This is a genomic window from Amycolatopsis sp. NPDC058340 (assembly GCF_042723975.1).
Taxonomy (GTDB): domain Bacteria; phylum Actinomycetota; class Actinomycetes; order Mycobacteriales; family Pseudonocardiaceae; genus Amycolatopsis.
In genome coordinates, this window is the sequence record NZ_JBHXIB010000002.1 from 217840 (window position 1) to 243393 (window position 25554).

The following is a 25554-nucleotide window of genomic DNA, read 5'->3' on the forward strand; positions in this document are numbered from 1 at the left end:
CTCACGAGCCCAATGCGGCCTTGTGCTTCAGCGCCTTCTCGGCCAACGCCCCGAAGGTCAGGCCCAGCGCCGTCCAAAGCACCACCTGCGTGCCGACCGACGCGAGCCGGAAGGTCCACAGGGTGGAACCGGGGAACCCGTCGGGAACCTCGTCGATCGACGGCAGCAGCGCCGCCGCCACCGCGATCAGCACGACGTACCCGCCCGCGGCGATCAGGCCGCCGCGCCAGGCGCCGAGCTTGTCGGCCAGCTTCCGGCCGAACGCCGCCGCGAGGATGCCGATCAGCAGCGAAAGCGCGACGAACCCGAAGTACAGCGAAGTCCGGCTCCCGATCGTGCCGGCCTGACCCACCGCGGGCGGGTTCCCCGGGTACTTCAGGAACGGCACCAGGAACACGACCACGAACGAGCCACCCGCGAGCAGCGCCGCGGTCACCCGTGGCCGCAGTGTGCCGAGGCGGCCGTAGGTGAAGGCGAACGCGAGCGAGAACAGCCCGCCGACCGCGACACCGTACAGACCGACGCCCGTCAACAGGCCGACGGTGCTCTGCACACCACGGGTGACGAGCTCTTCCTCCTCGGCCTCCGCGGGAGCGTGCTCGTGGGCACCCGGCGCGCTGTGCGAATGCGCGGCGGTGCCTTCGAGACCGATTGCGGTGTCGACCGAGGGCTCACCGAAGAAATACGCGAAAAGGGTCGCCAGGACACCGGCGACCAGGCCCGCGAGCATGCCGCGGACCAGCAAGGTCCTCATCATGGGGCGCGTGCCGCCTAGTGACAGGGGAAGGCCAGCAGATGCCGGCCGTCGTGGACGAACTCGTGGACGTACGAATTCGCGAACACCGACACCGCGCCCTGTTCGGCGCTGACGAAGTACAGCGTGATCAACGAAAGGAGGATGACGAGCACCGCCCAGGGCAGGATCTCGCGGACGGGGATCCGGACGGGGACGGGTACTGCGGCTACCGCTTCGGACATGGCGGTGGGACCTCCTCGGGCTAGCGCGGCCTCTTCAGGGGTGTCACGACGGCTCCGGGTCTGGCTTCCCCGATCGCTCGGGGTCACAGTGGCGCGACCGCGCGGATTCTCACCGCGTTCCGGGTGCCGTCGTCTGGCCGGTCGAGCGTAGGTCGCGGTGAAGCGTCCGGTCAATGTGACGGAACCCGATCGGCGCAGGCTCGTTACGCCGGGGCGCATGTCAAAATCCAGCCATGACACCTGCGGTGGCGGCACTCGATGTCGGCGGAACGTCCATCAAGGCGGCCCTGTACGACGCGGATCTGAAAGACCTGGCCAGCTTGCGCGAGCCCACGGCTCGCGGAGCGGACGGCGAGGCGCTCGCGGACCAGGTCGCCCGGATCGTGGAGACCCTTGGCAAGCAGGCGGGGACCGGTACGCCGGACGCCGTCGGCGTGGTCATCCCCGGCATCGTCGACGACGTCGAGCGGGTGGCCAGGTTCTCGGCGAACCTCGACTTCCGGGACGTGCCGTTCGGCGAGATGCTCGACAGCAGGCTCGGGCTGCCGTTCGCGTTCGGGCACGACGTCCGCGCCGGCGGGCTCGCGGAGTTCCGCGTCGGCGCGGGCAAGGGCTGCACCGACGCCGCCTTCATCCCGGTCGGCACCGGGATCGCCGCCGCGCTCCAGCTCGACGGGAAGCTGTACACCGCGGGTGGGCAAGGCGGCGAAATCGGGCATATCGACGTCGGCCACCGGCTGCCGTGCGGCTGCGGCGCGACCGGATGCCTCGAAGCGATCTCCTCCGCGTCGGCCATCGCCCGCCGCTACAGCGAGCACACCGGCAGGCCGGCCGAAGGCGCCGAGCAGGTGGTCGACGCCGCCCGCCACGGTGACGAGGCCGCGATCTCCGTGGTCAACGACGCGCTGGAGGGGCTCGGCCACGGCATCAAGACCCTGGTCACCCTGCTCGCGCCCGAGGTCGTCGTCCTCGGCGGCGGCCTGTTCACCGCGGGCGACTACGTCCTCGAGCCGGTGCGGGCCTGGCTGGCGGCGAACCTGCAGTTCCAGCGGATGCCCGAACTGCGGATCGCGCGGCTCGGCGACGAGGCGGGCAGGCTCGGCGCGGCGCTGCTGGCGCTGGACCGGCTCGGTGCCTGATGGTGAACCCGCGTCCGTGATCGACGTCGGCAGGGGGCCTCGGCTCAAGCCTTGACCACCCGCACGCCTTCCTCCTCGAAGGCGTGCACCCGCTCGGGATCGGCGCGGCCGTCGGTGACGAGCACGTCGACGTCGGCGGTCGCGCAGATCTTCGCGAAGGCGTGGCCGCCGAGTTTCCCGCTGTCGGCGAGGACGACGACCTGCCGGGCGCGGGCCGCCATGAGCCGGTTCGTGCTCGCGTCGCCTTCGTGGTGCGCCTGCGCGCCGTGCACCGGATCGAAGGCGTCCACGCCGAGGAACACCAGATCCAGCGAGATCTGGTCGAGGAACAGCTGTGACAGCGGCCCGGACAGGTCGAACGACTGCTGCCGCGCGACCCCGCCGGTCACCACGATCTTGATATTGGGCCGTACGGCGAGTTCGTGGGCGATGTTGAGCGCGTTCGTCACCACGGTGAGCGACGGCCCGCCGGTCGGCTCGCCCATATCCGGCCGGGTCGCGAGCGCGCGGCCGACCTCGGTGCTCGTGGTGCCGCCGTTGAGACCGACCACCATGCCGGGATCGACCATTCTGGCCGCGGCGGCGGAAATCCGTTGCTGTTCCGGCGCGTTGCGCGCGGCCTTGTGCCGCAACGGAAGGTCGTAGGCGACGTTGCTCGCGACGGCGCCGCCGCGGGTGCGGACCACGAGATTGCGGCCGGCCAGATGGTCGAGGTCCCGGCGGATCGTCGCGGGGGAGACACCGAGTTCGCCCGCCGAAACCTCGACGTCGACTTTTTCCCGCTCTCCCACCATGTCCAATAAAGCCGTCAGCCGTTCATGCCGATTCATCACCAGCTCCCTCCCCGAAGCGCGATGTCGCTTACCGCACCGGACAAAGTACTACGCGTCGCGATACGGCCGGAGAGAAGCGGTGGGTTCGGGGCGCCGGGGAGAATGGCGAAGGGAACGGGCGCCGGCCACCCCCAGTGTGACCGGCGCCCGCCCGGCGGCCGGTACGCCCAGGACCGGCCCGTTTCGCAGGCTATCTCCGCCGGCTCCGGACTGATATCCGCTTTACGCTCATTCCGGTGACGTTCAGCGGATAACGCGATCAGCCCTTGCCGCCGAGTCCGCGCAGGAAGGCGAGTGACGGCATGAAGAAGTAGTCGCCACCCTTCAGCGTCACCGCCTGCGGGATCGGATCCGCGGTCACCGTCCGCGTGCCCGCCCATTCCGTGGTGTAGACCGACTCCGGGCGCGGGCCCTGGCCGATGACCGGATCGAGGCCCGGCGGTTTGACCCCGTCGGCAGGGATCGGGAAGCCCGCGTTGTTCGACCAGGTCGCCTGCGTGAACTCGAACTGGTTGCCCAGCACCGAATTGAACGCCATGAACAGCAGGCCGACCCCGCCGCTTGGCCGGGCGGACGGCGGCAGATCGGCGTTCGGATCGTCGGCCCGTTCGCCGTAGGGCACGCCCCGCCGCGCCATCAGGTGCGACCGTTCCCGCGGCGGTGGTTCCGCGCCGCCGCTGCCGCGCGGATTCGTTTTCCGGATATGCGCCTGGAAGGGGCATTTGGCGCCGGCGATGTCGTTTCCGTAGTCGAAGTTGTTCGGTACCGGGCTTTCCGCGCCCGCTTCCCGCTGCGCGGTCAACGGCGTGCCGTCCTCGAACCGGCCGACGATCATCGCGCCCGCCCGTTCCCGATCTTCGCCGACCAGACCCAATCGGTCCGCCAGAGCCTCTTCGGACTGCTTGAACCGCCGTACATTCTGTTCCAATTTGCGGAAAACGAAGTAGCTGCCGAAATGGACTCCGGGATCGGGGGCGGCGTGATCCGGAACGAGCACCTGGTCCAGCGGGGCGGCCGGATCCCAGACGCTGATCCCGTCCGTTCCCGTCTTTTCCGCGTGGATGTCCTCGACCAGGAAGAGCGGCTGGCTCCGGCCGTCGACGTAGCCGAAATGCTCGATACCCTCACCGTCGGCGTTGACGCGGCCGAATCCGGTTTCCTCGGCGACGACGGAAACGGTCGCCGGAATCAGCGCGAGAACCGCGTTCCGGCGTGCGGTCATCGGAGCGTCGGCGGCGTCGCCGACGACCACGACGGCGTGGATCTCGTCGTGGTATCCGCTGTCGAACGTGGATCGAGGCGGGTCGTTCAGCTTCTCGCGGGTCTCCTGCGCGCGCATGCCGAGACGGAAGGATTCATCTTGCGGTGCCTCGATTTCCAGGAACCGGTAGCCCGCCGAGGTCAGCCCCGTGCCGACGTAGGGCGTCCCCTGCACCCCTTCGGTTTTGAAGCGCTCGACCTCGGTCAGATGGGTCTTCGCGGACTTCATCAGCGGGACGAGCGACGCGAGGAACTTCATCGCGCTCGCGGGCTCGGAAAAACGGAGGAAAAGTGCGGAGAAATGGTCGCGGGCGTGCGCTTTCAGGATGTTCGGCTGTAGTTCTTCGAGCATCTTGGCGGCATCGCCGGTGGCGGTCTTCCATTCCAAGGGCACGGTCAGATCGACGGACATGTCAAGGAACCCCCTCCTTGTAACCCGTCCGGCGGCCCCGGCAGGTCTTGCCGGTCCCCGCCGCCGCACGGGACTTACCCCTTGATACAACCGATACCGAAACCTCGCTGTCGTCACCCGCAAGTACACCCTTTCGGTGGTTCTTTCACTCAAAAGAACCAATGCGCCGGTCACGCGTGAAGGCCCCCTTCCCTCGACTGAGCCGAGGGAAGGGGGCCTTCACGCGCTAAAGCGGTCTAGGTGAGCGGCCGGTCGGTCGGCGCGATCGGGGCGGGCAGCACGTCCCGTCCGGTGAGGAACGCGTCCACCCCGGCCGCGGCGGAGCGGCCCTCGGCGATCGCCCACACGATGAGCGACTGGCCGCGGCCCATGTCGCCCGCCACGAACACGTTGTCGACGCTGGTCTTGAACGCCTTGTCGCGGGCGACGTTGCCGCGCTGGTCCAGCTCGACGTCGAGCGATTCCAGCAGGCCCTCCCGCTCCGGGCCGACGAAGCCCATCGCGAGCAGCACCAGCTGCGCGGGCAGTTCGCGTTCGGTGCCTTCCACGGGGACGAACTTGCCGCCCTCGTTGCGCACCTCGACCAGCTTCAGCGCGCGCACCCGGCCGTCGGCGTCCGCGAGGAACTCCTGGGTGTTGACCGAGTACAGCCGCTCGCCGCCCTCCTCGTGCGCGGAGGAGACGCGGTAGATCATCGGGTACGTCGGCCACGGGTGCGCGTCGGACCGCGAAAGCGGCGGCTTCGGCATGATCTCCAGCTGCGTCACCGATTTCGCGCCCTGACGGTGCGAGGTCCCGACGCAGTCCGCGCCGGTGTCACCGCCGCCGATGACCACGACGTCGAGGCCTTCGGCGCTGATCGGCGACACGTCCAGCTCGCCGGCCGCGACGCGGTTGGCGTGCGGCAGGAACTCCATCGCCTGGTGGATGCCGTCGTGCTCACGGCCGGGGATCGGCAGGTCGCGCCACGCGGTCGCACCGCCGGCGAGGACCACGGCGTCGTAGGACGACTTGAGTTCCTCGACGGTGAGGTCGACGCCGACGTTCACCGAGGTCCGGAATTCCGTGCCCTCGGCACGCATCTGGTCGAGACGGCGGTCGAGCCGGTGCTTCTCCATCTTGAATTCGGGGATGCCGTAGCGCAGCAGCCCGCCGATCTTGTCGGCCCGCTCGAAGACCACGACACTGTGGCCCGCGCGCGTGAGCTGCTGCGCCGCGGCGAGTCCCGACGGACCGGATCCGACCACCGCCACCTTCTTGCCGGTGAGCGCCACCGGCTTCTGCGGCGTGACCCAGCCTTCTTCGAAGGCCCGGTCGATGATCGAGATCTCGACCCGCTTGATGGTGACGGGATCGTCGTTGATCCCGAGCACACACGCCGTCTCGCACGGCGCCGGGCAGAGGGTCCCGGTGAACTCCGGGAAATTGTTGGTCGCGTGCAGCCGCTCGGCCGCGTCATGCCAATCGTCGCGCCAGGTCAGCGTGTTCCACTCGGGAATGAGGTTCCCGAGCGGGCAGCCCTGGTGACAGAACGGGATACCGCAGTCCATGCAGCGCCCGGCCTGCTTCTGCAGTTTCGACGTCGCGAAGTCCTCGTACACCTCGCGCCAGTCCATCAGGCGCAGGTCGACGGGACGGCTCTTGGGCGTCTCGCGAGTGGTGGTCAGAAAGCCCTTGGGGTCAGCCATGTGCGGCCTCCATGATCGCCTCGTTCACGTCACGCCCGTCGCGCTCGGCCTTCGCCTGCGCCGCGAGCACGCGCTTGTAGTCCTTCGGCATGACCTTGCCGAACCGGTCGACGGCGGCGTCCCAGTCGGCGAGCAGCGCACGCGCGACCGCGGACTCCGTTTCGTCGTAATGCTTTTCGAGCGCCTCACGCAGGAAGTCCACATCGGACGAATCCAGCGGGTCGATGTCGACCATCTCCGGGTTGATCCGGTGCGCGGGCAGGTCCAGCACGTAGGCGACGCCGCCCGACATCCCGGCCGCGAAGTTGCGGCCCACGCCGCCGAGCACCACGACCCGGCCACCGGTCATGTACTCGCAGCCGTGGTCGCCGACGCCTTCGACGACGGCCAGCGCGCCCGAGTTGCGCACGCAGAACCGCTCGCCGACCTTGCCGCGGATGAAGATCTCGCCGCTGGTCGCGCCGTAGCCGATCACGTTGCCCGCGATGATGTGCTCTTCGGCGTTGTACCGCGCCACCTTCGGCGGCCGCACGATGAGCCGCCCGCCGGACAGGCCCTTGCCGACGTAGTCGTTGCCGTCGCCGTAGAGCCGCAGCGTGATGCCCTTCGGCACGAACGCGCCGAACGACTGACCGGCGGTACCGGTGAAGGTCACGTCGATCGTGTTGTCCGGCAGGCCTTCGCCGCCCCACCGCTTGGTGAGCTCGTGGCCGAGCATGGTGCCGACGGTCCGGTTCACGTTGCGGACCGGCAGTTCCAGCCGCACCTTGTCCCCGGACGACAGCGCGCCCTCGGCGAGCTGGATCAGCGTGTTGTCGAGCGCCTTCTCCAGCCCGTGGTCCTGCACGGTCTGCTGGTGCCGCAGCCCGGCCGGAGCCGAGTCGGGCACGTGGAAGATCGGCGACAGGTCGAGCCCGGCGGCCTTCCAGTGGTCGATCGCCTTGCGCTTGTCGAGCATCTCCGCGTGGCCGACGGCCTCGGCGATGGACCGGAAACCCAGCTCCGCCAGGTACTCCCGGACCTCCTGCGCGATGAACTCGAAGAAGTTCACCACGTACTCCGCCTTGCCGCTGAACTTCTCACGCAGCTTCGGGTTCTGCGTCGCGACGCCGACCGGGCAGGTGTCGAGGTGACACACGCGCATCATGATGCAGCCGGAGACCACCAGCGGCGCGGTCGCGAAGCCGAACTCCTCAGCCCCGAGCAGCGCGGCGATGACGACGTCACGGCCGGTCTTGAGCTGACCGTCGGTCTGCACGACGATCCGGTCGCGCAACCGGTTGGCCAGCAACGTCTGCTGCGTCTCGGCGAGCCCGAGTTCCCACGGGCCGCCCGCGTGCTTGATCGACGACAGCGGCGAAGCACCCGTGCCGCCGTCGTGCCCGGAGATGAGCACGACGTCCGCGTGCGCCTTGGAAACACCGGCCGCGACCGTGCCGACGCCGACCTCGGACACGAGCTTCACGTGGATACGCGCGGCCGGGTTGGCGTTCTTGAGGTCGTGGATCAGCTGCGCCAGATCCTCGATCGAGTAGATGTCGTGGTGCGGCGGCGGGGAGATCAGCCCGACACCCGCCGTGGAGTGCCGCGTCTTCGCGATCCACGGGTACACCTTCGCGCCGGGCAGCTGGCCGCCCTCGCCGGGCTTCGCGCCCTGCGCCATCTTGATCTGGATGTCGTCGGCGTTGACCAGGTACTCGCTCGTGACACCGAACCGGCCGCTCGCGACCTGCTTGACCGCGCTGCGGCGCTCGGGGTCGTAGAGCCGTTCCGGATCCTCGCCGCCCTCACCGGTGTTCGACTTGCCGCCGAGGCGGTTCATCGCGATGGCCAGGGTTTCGTGCATCTCCGCCGAGATCGACCCGTAGGAGATCGCGCCGGTGGCGAACCGCTTGACGATCTCGGAGACCGGCTCGACCTCTTCGATCGGCACCGCGGGCCGCTGGCCGATCTTGAAGTCGAACAGCCCGCGCAGCGTGTACAGCTTCTGCGCCTGGTCGTCGACGGCCTTCGTGTACTCCTTGAAGACCTCGTACTTCCCGGCACGCGTGGAGTGCTGCAGCTTGAACACCGTCTGCGGGTTGAACAGATGCGGCTCGCCCTCGCGGCGCCACTGGTAGTCCGAACCCGTTTCCAGCTCGCGGTGGTTCGCGCGGAACCCGTCACGCGGGAACGCGCGGCGGTGCCGTTCGGCGACCTCCAGCGCGAGCGTGTCGAAGCCGACGCCGCCGAGCCGGGAAGTGGTGCCGGTGAAGCAGTTCTGGATGACCTCGTCGCCGAGCCCGACCGCTTCGAAGATCTGCGCGCCGGTGTAGGAGGCCACTGTGGACACTCCCATCTTCGACATCGTCTTGCGGACGCCCTTGCCCAGCGCCTTGATCAGGTTCGCGGTCGCCTGCTTGGCGGTGGCACCGGCGATCAGGCCCTGATCGGCCATCTCCTCGACGGTCGCCATCGCCAGGTACGGGTTCACCGCCGCGACGCCGTAGCCGATCAGCAGCGCGATGTGGTGCACCTCGCGCGCGTCGCCCGCCTCGACGATGAGGCCGACCTGCGTACGGGTCTTCTCACGCACCAGGTGGTGATGCACCGCGCCGGTGAGCAGGAGCGACGGAATGGCCGCGTGGTCTTCGTCGATCCCGCGGTCGGACAGCACGATCAGCCGCGCGCCCTCGGCGATGGCCGCGGACACCTCGGCGCGGATCTCGTCGAGCCGCCGCACGAGCGCCTCGCCGCCGCCGTGGACGTCGTAGGTGCCCTGCACGGTGACCGCCTGGAATTCCGGCAGGTCGCCGTCGTCGTTGACGTGCACCAGCTTCGCGAACTCGTCGTTGTCCAGCACCGGGAACGGCAGCACGATCCGGCGGCACGATTTGGCGTCGGCCCGCAGGAGGTTCGGCTCCGCGCCCAGCTGGGTGCCCAGCGAGGTGACCAGTTCCTCGCGGATCGCGTCCAGTGGCGGGTTGGTCACCTGGGCGAAAAGCTGGATGAAGTAGTCGAAGAGCAGCCGCGGGCGGCTGGACAGCGAGGCGATGGGGGAGTCGTTGCCCATCGAGCCGATCGGCTCCGCGCCGGTGCGGGCCATCGGTTCGAGCAGGACGTCGAGCTCCTCCTCGGTGTAGCCGAAGGCCTGCTGACGCCGCACGAGCGCCGCGTGCGGCGGGATCTCGCGCTCACGCTCGGGAAGCCCGTCGAGCGGGAGCAGGCCATCTTCGACCCACTCGTCGTACGGGTGCTCGGTGGCGAGCTCGTTCTTGATCTCCTCGTCCTCGACGATCCGGCCGGCGGCCGTGTCCACGAGGAACATGCGGCCCGGCTCCAACCGTCCTTTGCGGACGATCGTGGACTGCTCCAGCTCCAGCACGCCGACCTCGCTGGCGAGGACGACGAGGCCGTCTTCGGTGACCCAGTACCGGGCGGGGCGCAGGCCGTTGCGGTCGAGGACCGCGCCGATCTGCGTGCCGTCGGTGAAGGAGACCAGCGCGGGGCCGTCCCACGGCTCCATCAGCGTCGAGTGGAACTCGTAGAACGCGCGGCGCGCGGGGTCCATCTCCTGATGGTTCTCCCAGGCCTCCGGGATCATCATCAGCACCGCGTGGGGCAGCGAGCGGCCACCGAGGTGGAGCAGCTCCAGCACCTCGTCGAAGGAGGCCGAGTCGCTCGCGCCGCGGGTGATGATCGGGTAGATCCGCTTGAGGTCACCGGGGATCAGGTCGGATTCGAGGAGCGCTTCACGCGCGTCCATCCAGTTCCGGTTGCCGCGCAACGTGTTGATCTCGCCGTTGTGGGCGACGTACCGGTACGGGTGCGCCAGCGGCCACGACGGGAAGGTGTTGGTGGAGAAGCGGGAGTGCACCAGGCCGATGGCGCTGGTGACGCGCTCGTCGGTGAGGTCGGCGAAGAACTTCTCGACCTGCGGCTCGGTGAGCATTCCTTTGTAGACGATCGTGCGCGAAGACAGGCTCGGGAAATAGACGTCGTCCTCGACCAGCTCGTGCTCGGCGCGTTTGCGCACCACGAAGGCGGCGCGTTCCAGCGCCAGGCCCTCCAGTGCGTCGTTCCCCGCCAGGAACAACTGGCTGAAATACGGCATGGTCTCGGCCGCGCCGGTGCCGACGTGTTCGGTGTGGACCGGGAGGTCACGCCAGCCGAGCACGCGCATGCCCTCTTCGGCGGCGACGCGCTGGATGGTCGTCATCGCGCGGCCGCGGGCGTTCGCGTCCTGCGGCAGGAAAGCCGTGCCGACGGCGTACGCGCCGGGCGCGGGAAGCTCGAAGCCGACGACCTCGCGATAGAACTCGTCGGGGACCTGGATGAGGATCCCGGCGCCGTCGCCGGTCTCCGGGTCGGCGCCGCGGGCCCCGCGATGTTCCAGGTTCCGCAGCGCGATCAGCGCTTTGGCGACGATGCCGTGATCGCGTTTACCGGAGAGATCGGCGACGAACGCGACACCGCAGGCGTCGTGTTCGAACTCCGGGTCGTACAGGCCTTCGGGGGCCTTGCTGCCCTTGTAGCTGGCATGGTGGGTCACGGCTGGCCGCCTCCCAAGGCGTCGGCGCGACCGGTAACACTCCGTTCGGGTGGTTCGGACGTGAACCAGTTAACGGAGTGGTCCGGGACCGCGATGGTCAGTCGAGAGGGAACGATCCCGCCCGCGGAAACGGGGGCAGGCCTCGTAGAGCCGCACTGCACTGGGCGGCCGATGCGCATATCGGTACTGCTGTGCACGTGGGTGCCGCCTGGCCGCTGTGGTGGGTGGCTGGCGGGTACACGTGTTACTCCCGGGTTCGCCGGTCTTATGACGATAGTGTGAAATCGCTGTTATCGACATACGTCGGTTGGTCGGGGTGGGAAATGCCACGCGGGCGTTGACTTCAAACATCATCTGCCCACTGGCTGGAACGACGTGTCCACTGAGTGGAGCATCAGCGCGCTGACCTGCGGTTATCACTGTCCAGCTCGGCTGAAAGTGTGACCTGGGTCGCGCGGTCGAGTGGGTTTCGCCGGTGTTGCGATGACCCCGGGTGACCGCCGAATCGCCCGAACGGCAGAGTCGCCTGCCTGGTTTGAGAGGCTTGGCCGATGGCGGATCGTTATCTCACCGTGGCGGGTACCGGGGTCCACGAGATCGAAATCCGGCGGTCGCGGTTCCTCTGCGCGCTCGCGCCGGTCACCTCGGAAGAGGCAGCCCGTGAGGTGATCGCCGCCCGGAAGAAGGCCGATCCGGCGGCCCGGCACCACTGTCACGCGTTCGTGTTGGGCGCCGACGGGCGCACCCAGCGTTCGAGTGACGACGGCGAGCCCGCGGGCACGGCGGGCACCCCCATGCTCGAAGTGCTCCGCCGCCGCGAGCTGACCGACACCGTCGCCGTGGTGACCCGCTACTTCGGCGGGGTGCTGCTCGGGGCAGGCGGGCTGATCCGCGCGTACGGGCAGGCCGTTTCGGAGGCCGTCGACGTCGTCGGCGTGCGCGAGTACCGGCGGCTGCGGCTGGTGGAGGTCGTCGTCGACTACGACCGGGCAGGCCGCCTGGAGAACGACATCCGCGCGTCGCCGTACCTGCTGCACGCGACGCGCTTCGAGGACGTCGCGCACTTCGACGTCGGGCTCGCGCCGGACCAGGGCCCCGCGTTCCACGCCTGGCTCGCCGACCTCACCGGCGGGGAGGCCCTGGCCGAGGAGATCGGCGAAACCTGGCTGCCCACCTCGTGAGTGGCAAGGACGGTTCTAACCGTCCTTGCCACTCACGAGCCCGACGCGGGACCGCCACTCCTCAAGGGTGATGGCGTACTCGACCTCGCCCTCCTCGGTGCCGGGGATCGGGTGGTCGAAGTGCTCGTGAAAGGTCCGGACGTGCCGCATCCCGATCTTCTCCATGACCCGGCGGGACCCCAGGTTCACCGCCATGGTCGCCGCCCAGATCCGCTTGGCCCCGAATTCGGTGAACCCCTTCTCCAGGAGCGCGAGCGAACCTTCGGTCGCGTACCCCTTGCCCCAGGACGACCGGTTCAGCCGGTAACCCAGCTCGGGGTCGTCCGTGTGATGCCCGCGCAGCGGGCGGAAATGGAACCACCCCAGGAAATCCCCGCTCGCTTTCTCGATCGCCGCCCAGAACCCGTAACCGGGGGAACGCTCGTAGTAACCGAGAAAGGCGGGAAGGTCGACGTTTTCGATCTCCGCCCGGTCGGCGGGTTCGCCCCCATTGAGGTACCGCATGACTTCGGGATCGTCGTAGAGCGCGAACAGGTCGTCGACGTCGGCGCCGGTGAACTGCCGCAGCACGAGCCGCTCGGTCTCCAGAAAGACACGCATCACGCGATCGTGGCGCTCTCCGCGCGTGCCCGCAAACGTTTTAGGCCGCGGCCAGCGGCGGGAACGCGCCTTCCAGCGCCTCCGCTCCGGCCCTGGTGAGCAGCGCGGGGACACGCTCGCCCCATCGGCCGCCCCTGGCGGGCATCACCAGGCCGAGGTGGGCGAGGCGATGCGCGGTGTGCTGGTCGCAGCAGGCGAGACCGTCGACGAACAGGTCCGGCTCGCAGCTGCAGCTGATCTCGGCGTGGCCCTCGGCCACGGCTCTCAGGGTGGCCCGCTCACGATGGTTCAGGCCTGTCCGAACGTCCATGGCGCGCCTCCTTTCCGTTTCCGCTGTGCACAGTGAAACCCATACCCCCGACAGTTTCCGTCTCCTACGATGCGAAATCCCGGATTTCGGGCGTACTTAGGGGTGGTGTGTCGGGTATTCCGGGGTAGGGACCTAGGGGGTGTCACCCGGTATTCGGCGCGGAAGGGGTTCCAGCTCGGTCTTGCGAAGGTGCCGGAAAATGATCGAACTCCGGAAGCCGATGATCTCTTTTCGCTTCGCCAATCGATCCACCAGGAATGCGTGGAGCTGATCGACGTCCTGCGCGGCGACGTGGATCAGGAAATCGTCGCTGCCGGCGGTGACGAAGACCGAAAGGACCTCCGGCAGTTCCGCGACCGAACGCTGGAAGGAATCGATCACCTCCCGGCTCAGCGGCCGCACCTGCGCCGAGACCATCGCCTGCACGCCGCGGTTGAGGCTGCGCAGGTCGATGTCGGCGTGATAGCCGCGGATGACGCCGCGCTCCCGCAGCAGCCGGGTCCGTTCCAGGCAGGTCGACGGCGCGACGCCGACCTTGCGGGCGATGTCGCGGTTCGACTGCCGCGCATCCGCCTGGAGTTCCCGGATGATCGCCGAATCAAGTTCGTCCACGCCCGTCCCTTCGTCCGGTCTGCCGAATATCGTTCGGCGAAACCTCGATAGCTCTGAGAATCAGCCTAACTTCGGCGCATTAAGTCGACTGATTGCGTGGAAGGGAGCCAGATGTCCGTACAGGAGCTGGTCGTCCGGCGGGGCCGCCGGTCCGGGGTGACGACGATGGTGGCCGTGCATTCGAGCACGCTCGGCCCGGCCGTCGGCGGCTGCCGGTTCAAGATCTATCCGCGCGTGCACGACGCGATCGACGACGTCCTGCGGTTGTCCGCGGCGATGACCCGCAAATGCGCGGTCGCGGGTCTGGACTTCGGCGGTGGCAAAAGTGTCGTCGCGCTCGACGGCGTGCCGTCCGCCGAGCTGCGGCGCGAGATCCTGCTCGACCACGCCGACCTCATCGCGTCACTCGATGGTGCGTATCTCGCCGGGCCCGACGTCGGAACCGGTCCGGCGGACATGCTCGTGCTGCGCGAGCGGACCCCGCACGTGTTCTGCCTGCCCGAGGAGCACGGCGGCACCGGTTCTTCGAGCGGGCCGACCGCCGTCGGCGTGCTCGCCGCGCTGCGAGCGGGCGCGCGGGCCGTCTTCGGCGACGACGGGATGAACGGCCGCAAGGTGGTCATCAGCGGTTACGGCTCGGTCGGCGCCCACCTGGCCGGCGCGCTGGCCACACAAGGCGCCGAGGTCGTCGTGTCCGATGTGGACGAACGACGCCTCGCCGCCGCCCGCGGACAAGGCCTGACCCCGGCCCCGCCGGAGAAGGTGCTCGGTATCGAGGCCGACGTCCTGATCCCCGCGGCCGTGGGCGGGGTCTTCGGACCAGGGACCGAGGTCGCCGCGCCGCTCGTCGTCGGCCCGGCCAACAACCAGCTCACCGACGACACCGTTGCAGAGGCCCTCGCCGCCAGGGGAGTCCTGTGGATCCCGGACTTCGTCGCGAGCGCCGGGGGAGTCGTCTACACCCTCGGCCGCGAAAAGGAGAACCTCACACACGCCGAGGCGCTCACCCGCGTCGAGGCACTGGAGAAGACCACGCGAGAGATCCTCGACGCCGCTTCGGCCAACGGCACCACGCCGTTGGCCGAAGCGGACGCGCTCGCCGAAGCGAGACTCACTTCTGGTGCGGAGCCACGTACTCCTTCGCCTCGGGAGCCTCGAACAGCGGCTTGACGTAGCGGACCCCGCCCTCGGCCGACGCGTCCGGTGTCGCCGCGTACACCTGACGTGTCGCCGGGGTGCCCGGCTTCGAGAAGTCAAGCGCCGCCACGAGGTCACCCGTGCTCGCCGACGTCGTCTGCTTCAGCGCCGCCGCGATGCCGTCGCGGGTGAGGTCCTTGTTCTCGCAGGCCTTCTTGAGCACCGCGCCCCACACCTCGCCGACCGCGTAGCCGTAGGGGATCCCGCCGTTCGGGGTCTCCTTGTACGCCGCCTTGTACTTCGTGGCGACTTCCTTGGCCTTGGGGATGTCGGCGGAGAACGGGACACTGCTGGCGACGATCGTCAGTTTGTCCAGCGCGTTCGCCGCCGGGCTCTTCAGCAGCACGGGGTCGAACACCGGGTTGTTGCCGAGCACGGGCACGTCGAGCCCGAGCGCCTTGTTCGCCGCGAGCGCGGAACCGGTCTGCGCCGGGGAAGTGGTCAGGACGATGGCCTTGACGCCGTCGCCCTTGAGCCCGGTGACGATATTGGTGAGGTCGTTGTCGGTGGAGGTGATCTTGACCTCCTTCACCGTCAGGTTGTGCTTCTTCGCGTAGTACTGCGAGCCGCGCAGGCCGTTCTTGCCGTACTCGCCGTCGATGTAGACGTGCCCGATCGTGTCGCCGTCCTTCACCAGGCCCTTTTCCTGGAAGTACGACAACCCGTCGATGATCTCCAGGTCGTAAGTGGTTCCGACGATCATCACGTACTGGTTGTCGAGCAGTTCCGAAGACCACGACGCGGGCGCGGCGACGGTCTTGTCCGAGGCGATGTTCTGTTTCAGCGCGGCCACTACCGGCGAGCCGAGCAACTGCACGAAACCGAGGACCTTCGGCTCGATCTGCGGATACAGCGTCTTCGCCGTGTCCGCCTTGTAGCCGTGGTCGACGGTCTCGAGTTTGACCTGACGGCCGCACACCCCGCCCGCGGCGTTGAAGTCCTTGGCCCACAACTCGTTCCCCTGCGTGATGCCGAGCCCGAGGTTCTTGAACACCCCGGTCTTGTCGGTCATCACGCCGAGGGTGATCTCGGAGGCCGTCGCCCCTTTGTCGGTTTTGACGCCCGAACCGTCCGCCCCCGAGGACCCCGAGTCGCCCGCCTTCGTGCTGCACGCCGAAAGGGCGAGTACCGCCGCCAGCGCGACGGCCGGATATATGCGCTTCATTTGTCTTGCTCCTCCGGGAGATGAGGTTTCCTGGCGGGTGTGATCCGTCGACCGATCGCGGCGAGTCCGCCCGGTTCGAAGAGCACCACGAGGATGATCGCGGCGCCGTAGACGAACGAACTGACCAGGATCGGGGTCAAGGCGCCGTCCCCGGTTCCGGAGAACCAGCCGAGATCGGCGGAGTACAGCGAAAGCACCTGCGGCAGCCCGTTGACGATCAGCGCGCCCACCAGCGCGCCGGGCACCGAGCCGAGTCCCCCGATGATCACCATGGCCAGGAAGGCGATGGAGATGTTGATGCCGTACGTGCCGAATTCGCTCTCGTCGGGTTTGAGGATGTCGAACCACAGCACGGTCATCGCGCCCGCGAGCCCCGCGTAGGCCGAGGAGACCGCGAAAGCGCCCGCCTTGGCCCGCGTGACGCTGACGCCCATCACGGACGCGGCGGCCTCGTTGTCCCGCACCGCCCGCCACGACCGGCCGACCCGGCTGCGCACCGCGGCGTTGGCGACCACGAACGCGAGCACGGTCAAGAACAGGAACAGGTACCAGAGCCGTTCCGCCTGCCGGATCGGCACGCCCATCAGTTCGATCTCGGGGCCGCCGTTGGTGAACGGGAAGCCGAACAACGAGAACGGTTCCGGGGTGCGCCCGGTGGACGTCCCGCCGGTCAGCGTCTCGGCCGACTGTCCGAAGTAGAGCCCGAGGAACACCAGCGACAGCGACGCGACACCGAGGTAGATCCCGCGCAGCCGTCCGGAGACCGGCGCGAACGCCAGCCCCAGCAGCGCGGCGATGACGACCGCGCCGACCAGTGACAGACCGGGATCGAGCCCGAGCCCGAACACCCGCTCGTCGTCGGCGGGTCCGGAAAGGACGGTGTACCCGGTCGCGCCCGCGAGCAGGAAGAACGCGTGCGCCAGCGACAATTGCCCGGCCTGCCCGACCAGCAGGGTCAGCCCGATCGCGCCGACCCCGCCGATCATCATGTACTGCCCGGCTTTCAGCCAGGCGGCGTCGAGATAGAGCGGGATCGCGAGCAGGATGACCAGCAGCGCGACCCAGGCCAGCGCCTTGAGCAGCCGTCCCCGATCGCGTTCCGGAGGCGGTGCCGTCGGGGCGGCGGGTGGGGTTTTCACGGCGGTGTCAGACACGTGTGCTCTCCCTCGTCCCGAACAATCCCGACGGCCGCACCACCAGGACCACGAGCATCACCAGGAAGACCGCGCTCTTGGAGAAGTCGAACGACACGTACTGCGCGGAAAGCGCCTCGACCAGCCCGACGACCAGGCCGCCCACCACCGCGCCCGCCGTCGAGTCCAGCCCGCCGAGGATGGCCGCGGGGAACGCCGCGAGCGCGATGGAGTGCGTGCCGCGGGACAGCCCCGCGCCGGAGAAGTCCTGTGTGGCGATGAAGAGCACCGCGACCCCGGCGAGTACACCCGCCACCACCCAGGCGGTCGCCGTCACCCGGGAACTTCGGATGCCCATCAGCGCGGCGGCTTCGCGGTTCTCGGCCTGGGCCCGCATCGCGACACCCCAGTTCGAGTACTTGAACGCCAGCGTGAACGCGGTGATCAGCACGGCGGCGACGACCAGCGCCACCAGATGCGTGCGGAACAGCGTGATCCCGCCGAGCTGGAAGGGCTGCGCGTCCCAGGCGTCGCCGAGGAACGGCAGGGTGACGCCGAGCCGCCGCACGATCTCCTCGGTGACGATCACGTCGACGCCGATGGTCAGCAACGCCAGGCTGTTCGCGTCCGCGTGCCGCGAGCGGGACAGCAGGAACCTTTCCAGCAGGAGGGCGAGCAGGCCCGCCGAGACGATGCCGACCAGCGAGGCGCCCGCCCAGCCGAGCGCGTCGCGGGTCACGACGACCAGGTAGCCGCCGAAGAGCACGAGCGAGCCGTGCGCGAAGTTGACCACTTCGGTGGCCTTGAAGATGATCACGAAACCCAGCGCCAGCAACGCGAACACCGCGCCCTTGCCGAGTCCGTTCACCACGAGTTGCAGGAATGTGTTCACGCCGTGGCCTCCGTGCCGAGATATGCCTTGATCACGTCCGGATCCGACTGGACCTCGGCCGGGGTGCCGTCGGCGATGCGTTTGCCGAAGTCCAGGACGGTGACCCGGTCCGCGATGCCCATCACCAGCCCCATGTCGTGTTCCACCAGCAGGATCGAGATGCCGAGCTCGTCACGGACGTCGCGGATCGTGCCGGCCAGTTCGGCGGTCTCGGTCGCGTTCATGCCGGCCGCGGGTTCGTCGAGCAGCAGCAGGACCGGTTCGACGGCGAGCGCGCGGGCGAGGTCGACGCGTTTCACCGCGCCGTAGGGCAGCGCGCCGACCGGGAGGTCCACCAGCGCGCCGATGCCGAGGAAGTCGCAGATCTCCCGCACCCGCGCGGAATGCCGTCGTTCGGCGCGGACCGTCCACGGCAGACGGAGCCCGCAGGCGAGGAAGCCGCCCTTGGTCAGCGCGTGGCGGCCGAGCATGACGTTGTCGAGCACGGTCGAGCCGGGGGAGAGCGCGGCGTTCTGGAACGACCGGCCGACCCCGAGCCGCGCCAGCCGATGCGGCGGGAGTCCGGAAAGGACGGTGTCGCCGAGCCGGACGCGGCCGGTGTTCGCCCGGTAGAGGCCGCTGATCACGTTGAAGCAGCTGGACTTCCCGGCGCCGTTCGGGCCGATGAGCGCGTGCAGCGAACCGGAAGCGACGGTGAACGAGACGTCGTCCAGCGCCCGGATCCCGCCGAAGCGCAGGGTCACGTTCTCGACGTTCAGCTCGGGCGGCGTCATCCGGCCCACCTCGACAGGCTCCGGCCCGCGAGGTGCTTGCGGGCGTCGGCGGCTTCGGCCTCGGCGGTGGCCTGCGATTCGGCGTGGCCGCCGAGGTAGAGCCGCTGGACCTCTTCGCTCGCCGCGAGTTCGGCCGTCGTCCCGGCCAGCGCGACCCTGCCGACTTCCAGGACGATCGCGTGATCGGCGACGCGCAACGCCATCACGGCGTTCTGCTCGACCAGCACCACGGCGGTGCCCTGTTCGTGGATCTCGCGGATGATGTCACCGATCCGCTCGACGATCTTCGGCGCGAGACCGAGCGAAGGTTCGTCGAGCAGCAGGAGCCGCGGGCCGGACATCAGCGCGCGGCCGATCGCGAGCATCTGCTGCTCTCCGCCGGAGAGCAGGCCCGCGCGCTGTTTGGCCCGTTCGGACAGGACCGGGAAGAGCTCGTCGACGCGTTTGCGGGCGGCGGCGCGCTGTTCGGGGGAGCGGGCGCCGATCCCGCCCGCGCGCAGGTTCTCCTCGACCGTCATCCGCGCGAAGACCTGGCGGCCTTCGGGGACGCCGACCACGCCGAGCCCGACGATGCGGGCGGGGTCCAATTTGGTCAGTGGTTTGCCGTCGTAGCGCACCTCGCCGGCGGAAACCGAGCCGCGGTGCATACGCAGCGTGCCGGAAACCGTACGCAGCAGGGTCGATTTCCCGGCCCCGTTGCTGCCGAGGACGGCCAGCACCCCATCAGGTGAAACGTCGAGGTCGACCCCGTGCAGTGCGGCCACCGATCGGCCGTACCGCACCTGGAGATCACGAACACTCAGCAAGCCGCCTCCTCCGTTCGTGTGACGCGAGTCACGATCGGTGGCGGTCATCCTGCGTTGGCACCCTCCGCCGCGTTACCCCCACTTGGAGACCCACCCGGACACAAAACGGACACGGCGCAATTCGTCCTCTGAATGCGGTACTTGCGCGTGCAACTACCGCATTCAGAGGACGAAACGCGTCAGAGGAGGCCGGCTTCGGAGGCCTTGCCGATGGCCTCGACGCGGTTCCGGGCGCCGAGTTTGTGCAGCGCGGACTGCAGGTACGTCTTCACCGTGTTCCGCGCCAGCCCGGTGGATTCCGCGATCTCCGGATTCGTCTGGCCCTGCGCGGCGAGCCGCAGGACCTCGTACTCGCGCCGCGTCAGCCCGCTGCGGGCCAGCGCGTCGGACCGCTGGCCGTCGTCGGGGAAGATCCGCGGATCGACGACGCGCTCACCCTTGAGCACCTGCCGCAACGCCGCCACCAGATCCGTCCCGGCGACGTCCTTGAGCAGGCAGCCGTGCGCCCCGGAGTCCAGCGCGGCCCGCACGCCCTGATGGTCGCCGTGCGCGGTGAACACCACGATCCGCCCGGCCGGATGCACGCGGCGGAGCTCGGCGATGACCTCGGGCGCGAGCATGTCCGGCAACCGCAGGTCCAGCAGGATCAGCACCGGTTTCAGCTCGGCGGCCCGCCGGATCGCGGACCGGCCGGTCTCGGCCGAGCCGACCACGGTCATCGCCGGGTCGTAACGCAGCAGCAGGCTCACCCCGTCGCGGACCACCGGATGGTCGTCCACGACGAGGACCGTCACCGGCGACGGCACGGTTCCGGCACCCAGGCGCGCAGCGTGCAGCCATCGTCGTCGTCGCGGACCAGGCTGACCCGGCCGCCGAGCCGCGCGGCGCGTTCGGCCAGCGCGCGCAGCCCCATTCCGGTGCCGGGTTCGGGCTCCTCGGCGTCCTCGCCGCGATGACCGGTCCCGTCGTCGGCGACGACGACCTGCACACCGTCGTCACTGGGCAGCAGGCTGACCACGACGGACAGCGCTTCGGCGTGTTTCTCCACGTTGAGCAGGCCCTCCCGGACGGCTGCCACGAGCAGGCCGGTGCGTTCGGCGTCCAGCCGGGGCACCGGGGCGAGCTGCACGAACCGCGCCGGGACGCCGCAGCGCGCCTGGAACGAACGGCAGTGCTCGGCCAGCTCCACCGGCAGCGCGCGTTCCGGGCTCGACTCGGACAACGCCAGCAGCGACTCGCGCAGCGCCCTCGACGCGGCCGACACGTCGCCCTCCAGCCGCCGCAGCCGCGATTCCAGCGCCGGGTTGTCGCTGATGTCCTCGTGCAGGTTCCGCACCTGGACGCCGATGGAGAACAGCAGCGCGCCGACCGAATCGTGCAGCGCGCTCTGCATGCGGAGCCGCTCGGCGGACAGTGCGGTCTCGCGGTCGGCCTCGGCGACCGACGCCAGTTTCAGCGCCCGGCCGGCCTCGGTGGCGATGTCTTCGAGGGACTGGACCGCGTCGTCGCCGAAGTCGCGCCGCTCGCGCATGGCGGCGTACGCGATGGCGACGGTCTCGGTCCCGCTGAAGATCGGGACGGCGATCATCGCGGCGAGGCCCTCACCGCGGACCTGCGCGTCGAACTGGTGGGTGATACTCGGCGAGTTGACGTAGTCGTTGACCCGCACCGGCTTGCCCAGCGCGAGCACCCGCCCGCCGATGCCCTGGCCGATGGGCACGGCGAGATCCTGCAGGGCGTCCGTGCGGGTGCCCGACATCCAGCGGATCACCGCCTGTTCGGGCCCGGCCAGCTCGGCGACGAAGCCGGAATGCGTGCCGATCGACTCGCGGATCAGCCGCGCGGTGCCGTTGAGGGCCGCGACCCGGTCGAGGGTCGCGAGCAGCTCTTCGCGCTCGCGAAGAAGCCCGCCGAGCACCGCGCTGTGCTCGGCGGCGAGGTCTTCCGCGGCGTGCCGTCTCGCCGTCACGCGCTCACGATCGCATACCGGACGTGGTTTCCGACACACCCGTCCGGAGAGGTTCACCGATGCGTTTCCGGCCGCGGTTGTCTTGAATGGACTCCGTGGAGATCCTGGCCGACGCCGCGACACTGGCGCTGTACACGACCGACGCCTCCAACTACCGGCACGTGCCGAAGGGGGTGGCGCTGCCGCGGAGCGTCGACGAGGTGATCGAGGCCGTCGCCGCCTGCCGCCGGGCCGGGCTGCCGGTGATCGCCCGCGGCGGCGGCACCAGCGTCGCGGGCAACTCGTGCGGGCCGGGCGTCGTGCTCGACACCTCGCGTCACCTCGGCGGGGTCCTCGCCCTCGATCCGGCGGCGCGCACGGCGAGGGTCGCCCCGGGAACCGTCCTCGACGACCTCCAGCGCCTGGCCGCGCCGCACGGCCTCCGGTTCGGCCCCGACCCGTCGACGCATTCGCGTTGCACGATCGGCGGGATGATCGGCAACAACGCCTGCGGCTCGCATTCGGTGGCCTGGGGACGCACGGTCGACGTCGTCCGGGAGCTGGACGTGCTGCTCTACGACGGCACGCGGCTGACCGTCGGGCCGACCTCACCGTCCGAAGTGGACGCCAGGGCGGCCAGGCCCGGCACCGAGGGCCGGGTCTTCTCCGAGTTGCGCGCACTCGCCCGGGACAACCTGGCGTTGCTGCGCACCGAACTGTCCTCGTTCAGCAGGCGGGTGTCCGGGTACGGTTTGGAACACCTGTTGCCGGAGAACGGTTTCGACGTCGCCAAGGCACTGGTCGGCAGCGAGGGCACCTGCGTCACCGTGCTGGAGGCGACCGTCTCGCTCGCCGAGGTGCCGAAACGCAAGGTCCTCGCGGTACTCGGCTTCGAGTCCGACATCGCCGCGGCCGACGCCGTCCCGGCGATCCTGCCGTGGTCACCGCTGACCGTCGAGGGTGTCGACGCGGATCTCGTCGCCCTGCTGGAGCCGGGCCGGGCCGACGGTCTGCCGCCCGGTGGTGCCTGGTTGTTCGTCGAGATGGCGGATCCGGACAAGGCACGCGCGCTGATCGACGGACTCCGCGGCGTCTTGACCGGATCCGCGCTGCTCGACGACGCGGCGGCGCAGAAGCGGCTGTGGCGGATCCGGGAGGAGGGCGCCGGTCTCGCGACCCGGCTCGCCGGTGGCGAGGAGGCCTGGCCGGGCTGGGAAGACGCCGCCGTACCGCCCGAGCGGCTGGGTGCCTACTTGCGGGAATTCAAGCAGCTCATGCGCGCGCACGGGCGCAAGAGCGTCGTCTACGGACACTACGGCGAAGGCTGCCTGCATCTGCGGCTGGACTTCGATCTGCTTTCGCCACAAGGGATCGCCGGATTCCGGTCGTTCCTGGAAGAGGCGGCGGACCTGGTCGCCGCGCACGGCGGCTCGCTGTCCGGGGAGCACGGTGACGGCCAGGCGCGTTCGGAGCTGCTGTCCCGGATGTACAGTCCCGAGATCCTCGCGCTTTTCGCGCGGTTCAAGGGGATCTTCGATCCGGCGGGCATGATGAACCCCGGCATCCTGGTGAATCCCAGGCCGGTCGACGCCGATCTCCGCGTCCGCCGCGCGCCGCTGGAGCTCGAAGACGTCACCGCGCTCGCGTACCCGGAAGACCAGGGAAGCTTCGGGCAGGCGATGCGGCGTTGCGTCGGCGTCGGGAAATGCCGCAACACCACCGGGGCGGGCGTGATGTGCCCGAGCTACCGCGCCACGCGCGAGGAGAAGCACTCGACGCGGGGCCGCGCGCATCTGCTCGCCGAAATGGTGAACGGCGAACTGATCACCGACGGCTGGCGTTCGGAGGAGGTCGCCGAGGCGCTGGATCTGTGCCTGTCGTGCAAGGGCTGTCTGTCCGATTGCCCGGTCGATGTCGACATGGCGACGTACAAGGCGGAGTTCCTGCACCAGCACCACAAGGGACGGATCCGCCCGGCGTCGCACTATTCGATGGGCTGGCTGCCGGTGTGGCTGCGCGCGGCGTCGCTCGCGCCGCGGCTGGCGAACACGATGTCGCGCCGGTTCTCCGGGCTGCTGAAGAAGTTCGGCGGGATCGCGCCGGAACGGGACCTGCCGACCTTCGCGAAGGCGCCGTTCACGCGGCGCCGTACGGATCTCAAACGCTGGGCGACCGGCTCCCGGCCGGTGGTGCTGTGGCCCGACTCCTTCAACAACTACCTCACGCCCGACGTCCTCGACGCCGCCGCCGAGGTGCTCACCGCCGCGGGCTACGACGTCGTCCTGCCCGATCGCGGTGTCTGCTGCGGGCTCACCTGGGTTTCGACCGGACAGCTCGACGTGGCGAAGAAGGTGTTGCGCCGCACGCTTTCCGTGCTCGAACCGTATCTGCGCTCGGGGTACCTGGTGGCCGGGCTGGAGCCGAGCTGCACGGCTCTGTTCCGCGGCGACCTCCCCGCGCTCCTGCCCGGCGATCCGGTCGCGGAACTGCTGGCCGAACGGACCAGGACCTTCGCCGAACTCGTCGAGGACTCGCCGCTCGAATTCCGTTCGCTGGACGTCGAGACGCTCAGCCAGGTGCATTGCCACCAGCACGCCGTGCTCGGCTTCGACGCCGACGAGGCCGCCATGCGCGCCGCGGGTGTCCACAATTCCACAATGGACTCCGGATGCTGTGGACTGGCGGGCAACTTCGGCTTCGAACGCGGGCACTACGACGTTTCCGTCGCCTGCGCCGAAGACCGCATGCTGCCCGCGATCCGTGCCGCCGCCGAGGGCACCGAAGTGGTCGCGGACGGCTTCAGCTGCCGGACGCAGATCGAGCAGCTCGACGGGCGGCGGGCGCTGCACCTGGCGGAGCTGTTGAGGCGCGCGCTGCCCTAACCGCTCGTGAGTGGCAAGGACGGTTAGAACCGTCCTTGCCACTCACGAGACGTGACCGAGGCGCGCGTCCCGTTCGGCGTACTTCTTCAACGTCAGCAGCTGTTTCCGCATCATGATCAGATCGCCCCAGCCGAGCAGGAACTCCTTGAGGCGCCCGCCGAACCCCGCGGAGGTCACGACGATGCGGCACAGCATGCGGCACGACCGCTCGTCGATCGGCTCGACCGAGTACGTGGCGGCCACCGGGCCGAACAGGTTCTCGGATTTGGCGAAGGTGCGGCCGGTGAGGCTGTGCCCTCGGTCGACCTCGGTCAGTTCGAACACGATCAGCGTGTCGCCGGGAGCGAGTTCGTCGGCGCCGGGAGTGAGCGTGCGCGGGCTGCGGCGTCCCCAGTTGTCGAGCAGGTCGTAGCTGTAGGGCGCGACCGAGATCTGGCAGAGCCAGCGGTACGCGAGCGCGGCGGGCGCGTGCACGGTGACCGCGCGGTCGAAGCGTGCGACCGGGCCGTCGAGCAGTGTGTCCGCCGGCTGTGCGCGGCGGCGTTCTTCCGTGGTCGCGCCCCAGTTCGCGGGGGATCCGAAGGGCATGTCCGCCTCCCGTACGGTGCCGTATGGTTTCCCATACGGTAGCGTATGCCACGTGAAACGGAAGCTCGCGCGGGAGGATTGGGCGGACGCGGCGCTCGAAGCGTTGTGCGAAGGCGGCGTCGGCGCGATCGCGGTCGAGCCCATCGCGGCGAAACTCGGGACGACGAAAGGCAGTTTCTACTGGCATTTCGCGAACCGGGACGCGCTGGTCGAGGCCGCCGTGCGCAGGTGGGCCGAAAACGACACCGAGGCGCTGATCACCCTGTTGGACGGGATCTCGGATCCGGAACGAAGGCTGCGCGAGCTGTTCGAACTCGTCTTCGGCGGCAAGGACGACGAGCGGGCCGAGCTGGCGCTGCTCGCCCATGCCGGCGATCCGGTGATCGGCCCGCTGCTCGCGGACGTCACCGCGCGGCGCGTCGACTTCATCGTCCGGTGCTTCCGGGAAATGGGCCGCCCGGAAACCGAAGCCCGGCATCGGGGTCTGCTGGCCTACACGGCCTTCATCGGGTTGATCCAGGCGCGGCGGGCGAGCGGCGGGACCCTCCTGTCCGCCACGGAACGACCGGGCTACCTGGAGTTCCTGCGCGGGATTATCACCCCGTGAGAAGGATCTTCGGCTCTTC

General features: G+C 69.3%; 22 protein-coding genes. 5 read left to right on the forward strand and 17 right to left on the reverse strand.

The genetic code is table 11. The annotated features are described in order from the left end of the window. Position 1: 1 nt before the first annotated feature. A complete protein-coding gene (locus tag ACFWIW_RS04390; RefSeq protein WP_378367087.1) occupies positions 2–757 on the reverse strand; it encodes a CbtA family protein in 756 nt (251 codons plus the stop codon). Positions 758–771: 14 nt separating this feature from the next. Further along, positions 772–978, reverse strand: coding sequence for a CbtB-domain containing protein (locus ACFWIW_RS04395; protein WP_034312940.1), 207 nt, complete (start codon positions 976–978; stop codon positions 772–774). A gap of 245 nt (positions 979–1223) precedes the next feature. Between ACFWIW_RS04395 and ACFWIW_RS04400 the strand changes: the two genes are divergently transcribed. Further along, on the forward strand, positions 1224–2117 hold the full coding sequence (locus ACFWIW_RS04400) for an ROK family protein (RefSeq protein WP_378367198.1): 894 nt from the start codon (positions 1224–1226) through the stop codon (positions 2115–2117). A 44-nt stretch (positions 2118–2161) separates the two neighbouring features. Here ACFWIW_RS04400 and ACFWIW_RS04405 read toward each other — a convergent pair whose 3' ends face one another. The 4 genes from ACFWIW_RS04405 to gltB all read right to left on the reverse strand — a co-directional run bounded on the left by ACFWIW_RS04405 (position 2162) and on the right by gltB (position 10841). Beyond that, positions 2162–2947 carry a DeoR/GlpR family DNA-binding transcription regulator gene (locus ACFWIW_RS04405; RefSeq protein WP_240594826.1) on the reverse strand — a complete coding sequence of 262 codons (786 nt, stop codon included), beginning with the start codon at positions 2945–2947 and terminating at the stop codon, positions 2162–2164. Between the two features lie 262 nt (positions 2948–3209). Further along, on the reverse strand, positions 3210–4622 hold the full coding sequence (locus ACFWIW_RS04410) for a Dyp-type peroxidase (protein ID WP_378367088.1): 1413 nt from the start codon (positions 4620–4622) through the stop codon (positions 3210–3212). 236 nt (positions 4623–4858) lie between these two features. Then, positions 4859–6310, reverse strand: a complete 1452-nt coding sequence (locus ACFWIW_RS04415) for a glutamate synthase subunit beta (protein ID WP_378367089.1) — start codon at positions 6308–6310, stop codon at positions 4859–4861. Further along, positions 6303–10841, reverse strand: a complete 4539-nt coding sequence (gene gltB, locus ACFWIW_RS04420; RefSeq protein WP_378367090.1) for a glutamate synthase large subunit — start codon at positions 10839–10841, stop codon at positions 6303–6305. Before gltB ends, ACFWIW_RS04415 begins: the two co-directional genes overlap by 8 nt. Positions 10842–11392: 551 nt before the next feature. Here gltB and ACFWIW_RS04425 point away from each other — a divergent pair. Further along, positions 11393–12022: a YigZ family protein gene (locus ACFWIW_RS04425; protein WP_378367091.1), complete on the forward strand. Its 630-nt coding sequence runs from the start codon at positions 11393–11395 to the stop codon at positions 12020–12022. Between the two features lie 15 nt (positions 12023–12037). Here the strand turns inward: ACFWIW_RS04425 and ACFWIW_RS04430 are convergent, their stop codons facing one another. From ACFWIW_RS04430 to ACFWIW_RS04440, 3 genes are all read right to left on the reverse strand, one after another. Next, complete coding sequence (locus ACFWIW_RS04430) at positions 12038–12622, reverse strand: GNAT family N-acetyltransferase (protein WP_378367092.1); 585 nt, start codon at positions 12620–12622, stop codon at positions 12038–12040. A gap of 40 nt (positions 12623–12662) precedes the next feature. Next, positions 12663–12932, reverse strand: coding sequence for a hypothetical protein (locus ACFWIW_RS04435; RefSeq protein ID WP_378367093.1), 270 nt, complete (start codon positions 12930–12932; stop codon positions 12663–12665). A 132-nt stretch (positions 12933–13064) separates the two neighbouring features. Beyond that, a complete protein-coding gene (locus ACFWIW_RS04440; protein ID WP_016332097.1) occupies positions 13065–13544 on the reverse strand; it encodes an Lrp/AsnC family transcriptional regulator in 480 nt (159 codons plus the stop codon). Positions 13545–13655: 111 nt separating this feature from the next. Between ACFWIW_RS04440 and ACFWIW_RS04445 the strand changes: the two genes are divergently transcribed. Next, positions 13656–14714, forward strand: a complete 1059-nt coding sequence (locus ACFWIW_RS04445) for a Glu/Leu/Phe/Val dehydrogenase dimerization domain-containing protein (protein WP_378367094.1) — start codon at positions 13656–13658, stop codon at positions 14712–14714. Here the strand turns inward: ACFWIW_RS04445 and ACFWIW_RS04450 are convergent. From ACFWIW_RS04450 to ACFWIW_RS04480, 7 genes are all read right to left on the reverse strand, one after another. After that, a complete protein-coding gene (locus ACFWIW_RS04450; RefSeq protein ID WP_240594815.1) occupies positions 14656–15906 on the reverse strand; it encodes an ABC transporter substrate-binding protein in 1251 nt (416 codons plus the stop codon). The genes ACFWIW_RS04445 and ACFWIW_RS04450 overlap by 59 nt on opposite strands. Further along, positions 15903–17060 (reverse strand): branched-chain amino acid ABC transporter permease, encoded by a 1158-nt coding sequence (locus ACFWIW_RS04455; protein ID WP_378367095.1) that lies wholly within the window; start codon positions 17058–17060, stop codon positions 15903–15905. The genes ACFWIW_RS04450 and ACFWIW_RS04455 overlap by 4 nt, the downstream gene beginning before the upstream one ends. Further along, a complete protein-coding gene (locus tag ACFWIW_RS04460) occupies positions 17053–17931 on the reverse strand; it encodes a branched-chain amino acid ABC transporter permease (RefSeq protein WP_240594813.1) in 879 nt (292 codons plus the stop codon). The genes ACFWIW_RS04455 and ACFWIW_RS04460 overlap by 8 nt, the downstream gene beginning before the upstream one ends. Further along, the gene (locus ACFWIW_RS04465) at positions 17928–18704 is read right to left on the reverse strand and encodes an ABC transporter ATP-binding protein (protein ID WP_378367096.1); all 777 of its coding nucleotides are present in this window, start codon (positions 18702–18704) and stop codon (positions 17928–17930) included. Before ACFWIW_RS04465 ends, ACFWIW_RS04460 begins: the two co-directional genes overlap by 4 nt. Continuing rightward, a complete protein-coding gene (locus tag ACFWIW_RS04470; protein ID WP_043848629.1) occupies positions 18701–19510 on the reverse strand; it encodes an ABC transporter ATP-binding protein in 810 nt (269 codons plus the stop codon). Before ACFWIW_RS04470 ends, ACFWIW_RS04465 begins: the two co-directional genes overlap by 4 nt. A 179-nt stretch (positions 19511–19689) precedes the next feature. Next, on the reverse strand, positions 19690–20316 hold the full coding sequence (locus ACFWIW_RS04475; RefSeq protein WP_378367097.1) for a response regulator: 627 nt from the start codon (positions 20314–20316) through the stop codon (positions 19690–19692). Continuing rightward, on the reverse strand, positions 20301–21479 hold the full coding sequence (locus ACFWIW_RS04480; RefSeq protein ID WP_378367098.1) for a GAF domain-containing protein: 1179 nt from the start codon (positions 21477–21479) through the stop codon (positions 20301–20303). Before ACFWIW_RS04480 ends, ACFWIW_RS04475 begins: the two co-directional genes overlap by 16 nt. Before the next feature lie 86 nt (positions 21480–21565). Between ACFWIW_RS04480 and ACFWIW_RS04485 the strand changes: the two genes are divergently transcribed. Beyond that, entirely contained in the window at positions 21566–24340 is a 2775-nt protein-coding gene (locus tag ACFWIW_RS04485; protein WP_378367099.1) for an FAD-binding and (Fe-S)-binding domain-containing protein, read from the forward strand. A 42-nt stretch (positions 24341–24382) separates the two neighbouring features. On the opposite strand, the gene ACFWIW_RS04490 is transcribed toward ACFWIW_RS04485, so the two are convergent. Beyond that, a complete protein-coding gene (locus ACFWIW_RS04490) occupies positions 24383–24928 on the reverse strand; it encodes a hypothetical protein (RefSeq protein WP_378367100.1) in 546 nt (181 codons plus the stop codon). 52 nt (positions 24929–24980) lie between these two features. Here ACFWIW_RS04490 and ACFWIW_RS04495 point away from each other — a divergent pair, with 52 nt between their 5' ends. After that, positions 24981–25535 (forward strand): TetR/AcrR family transcriptional regulator, encoded by a 555-nt coding sequence (locus ACFWIW_RS04495; protein WP_378367101.1) that lies wholly within the window; start codon positions 24981–24983, stop codon positions 25533–25535. The last annotated feature ends 19 nt before the right edge of the window (positions 25536–25554 follow it).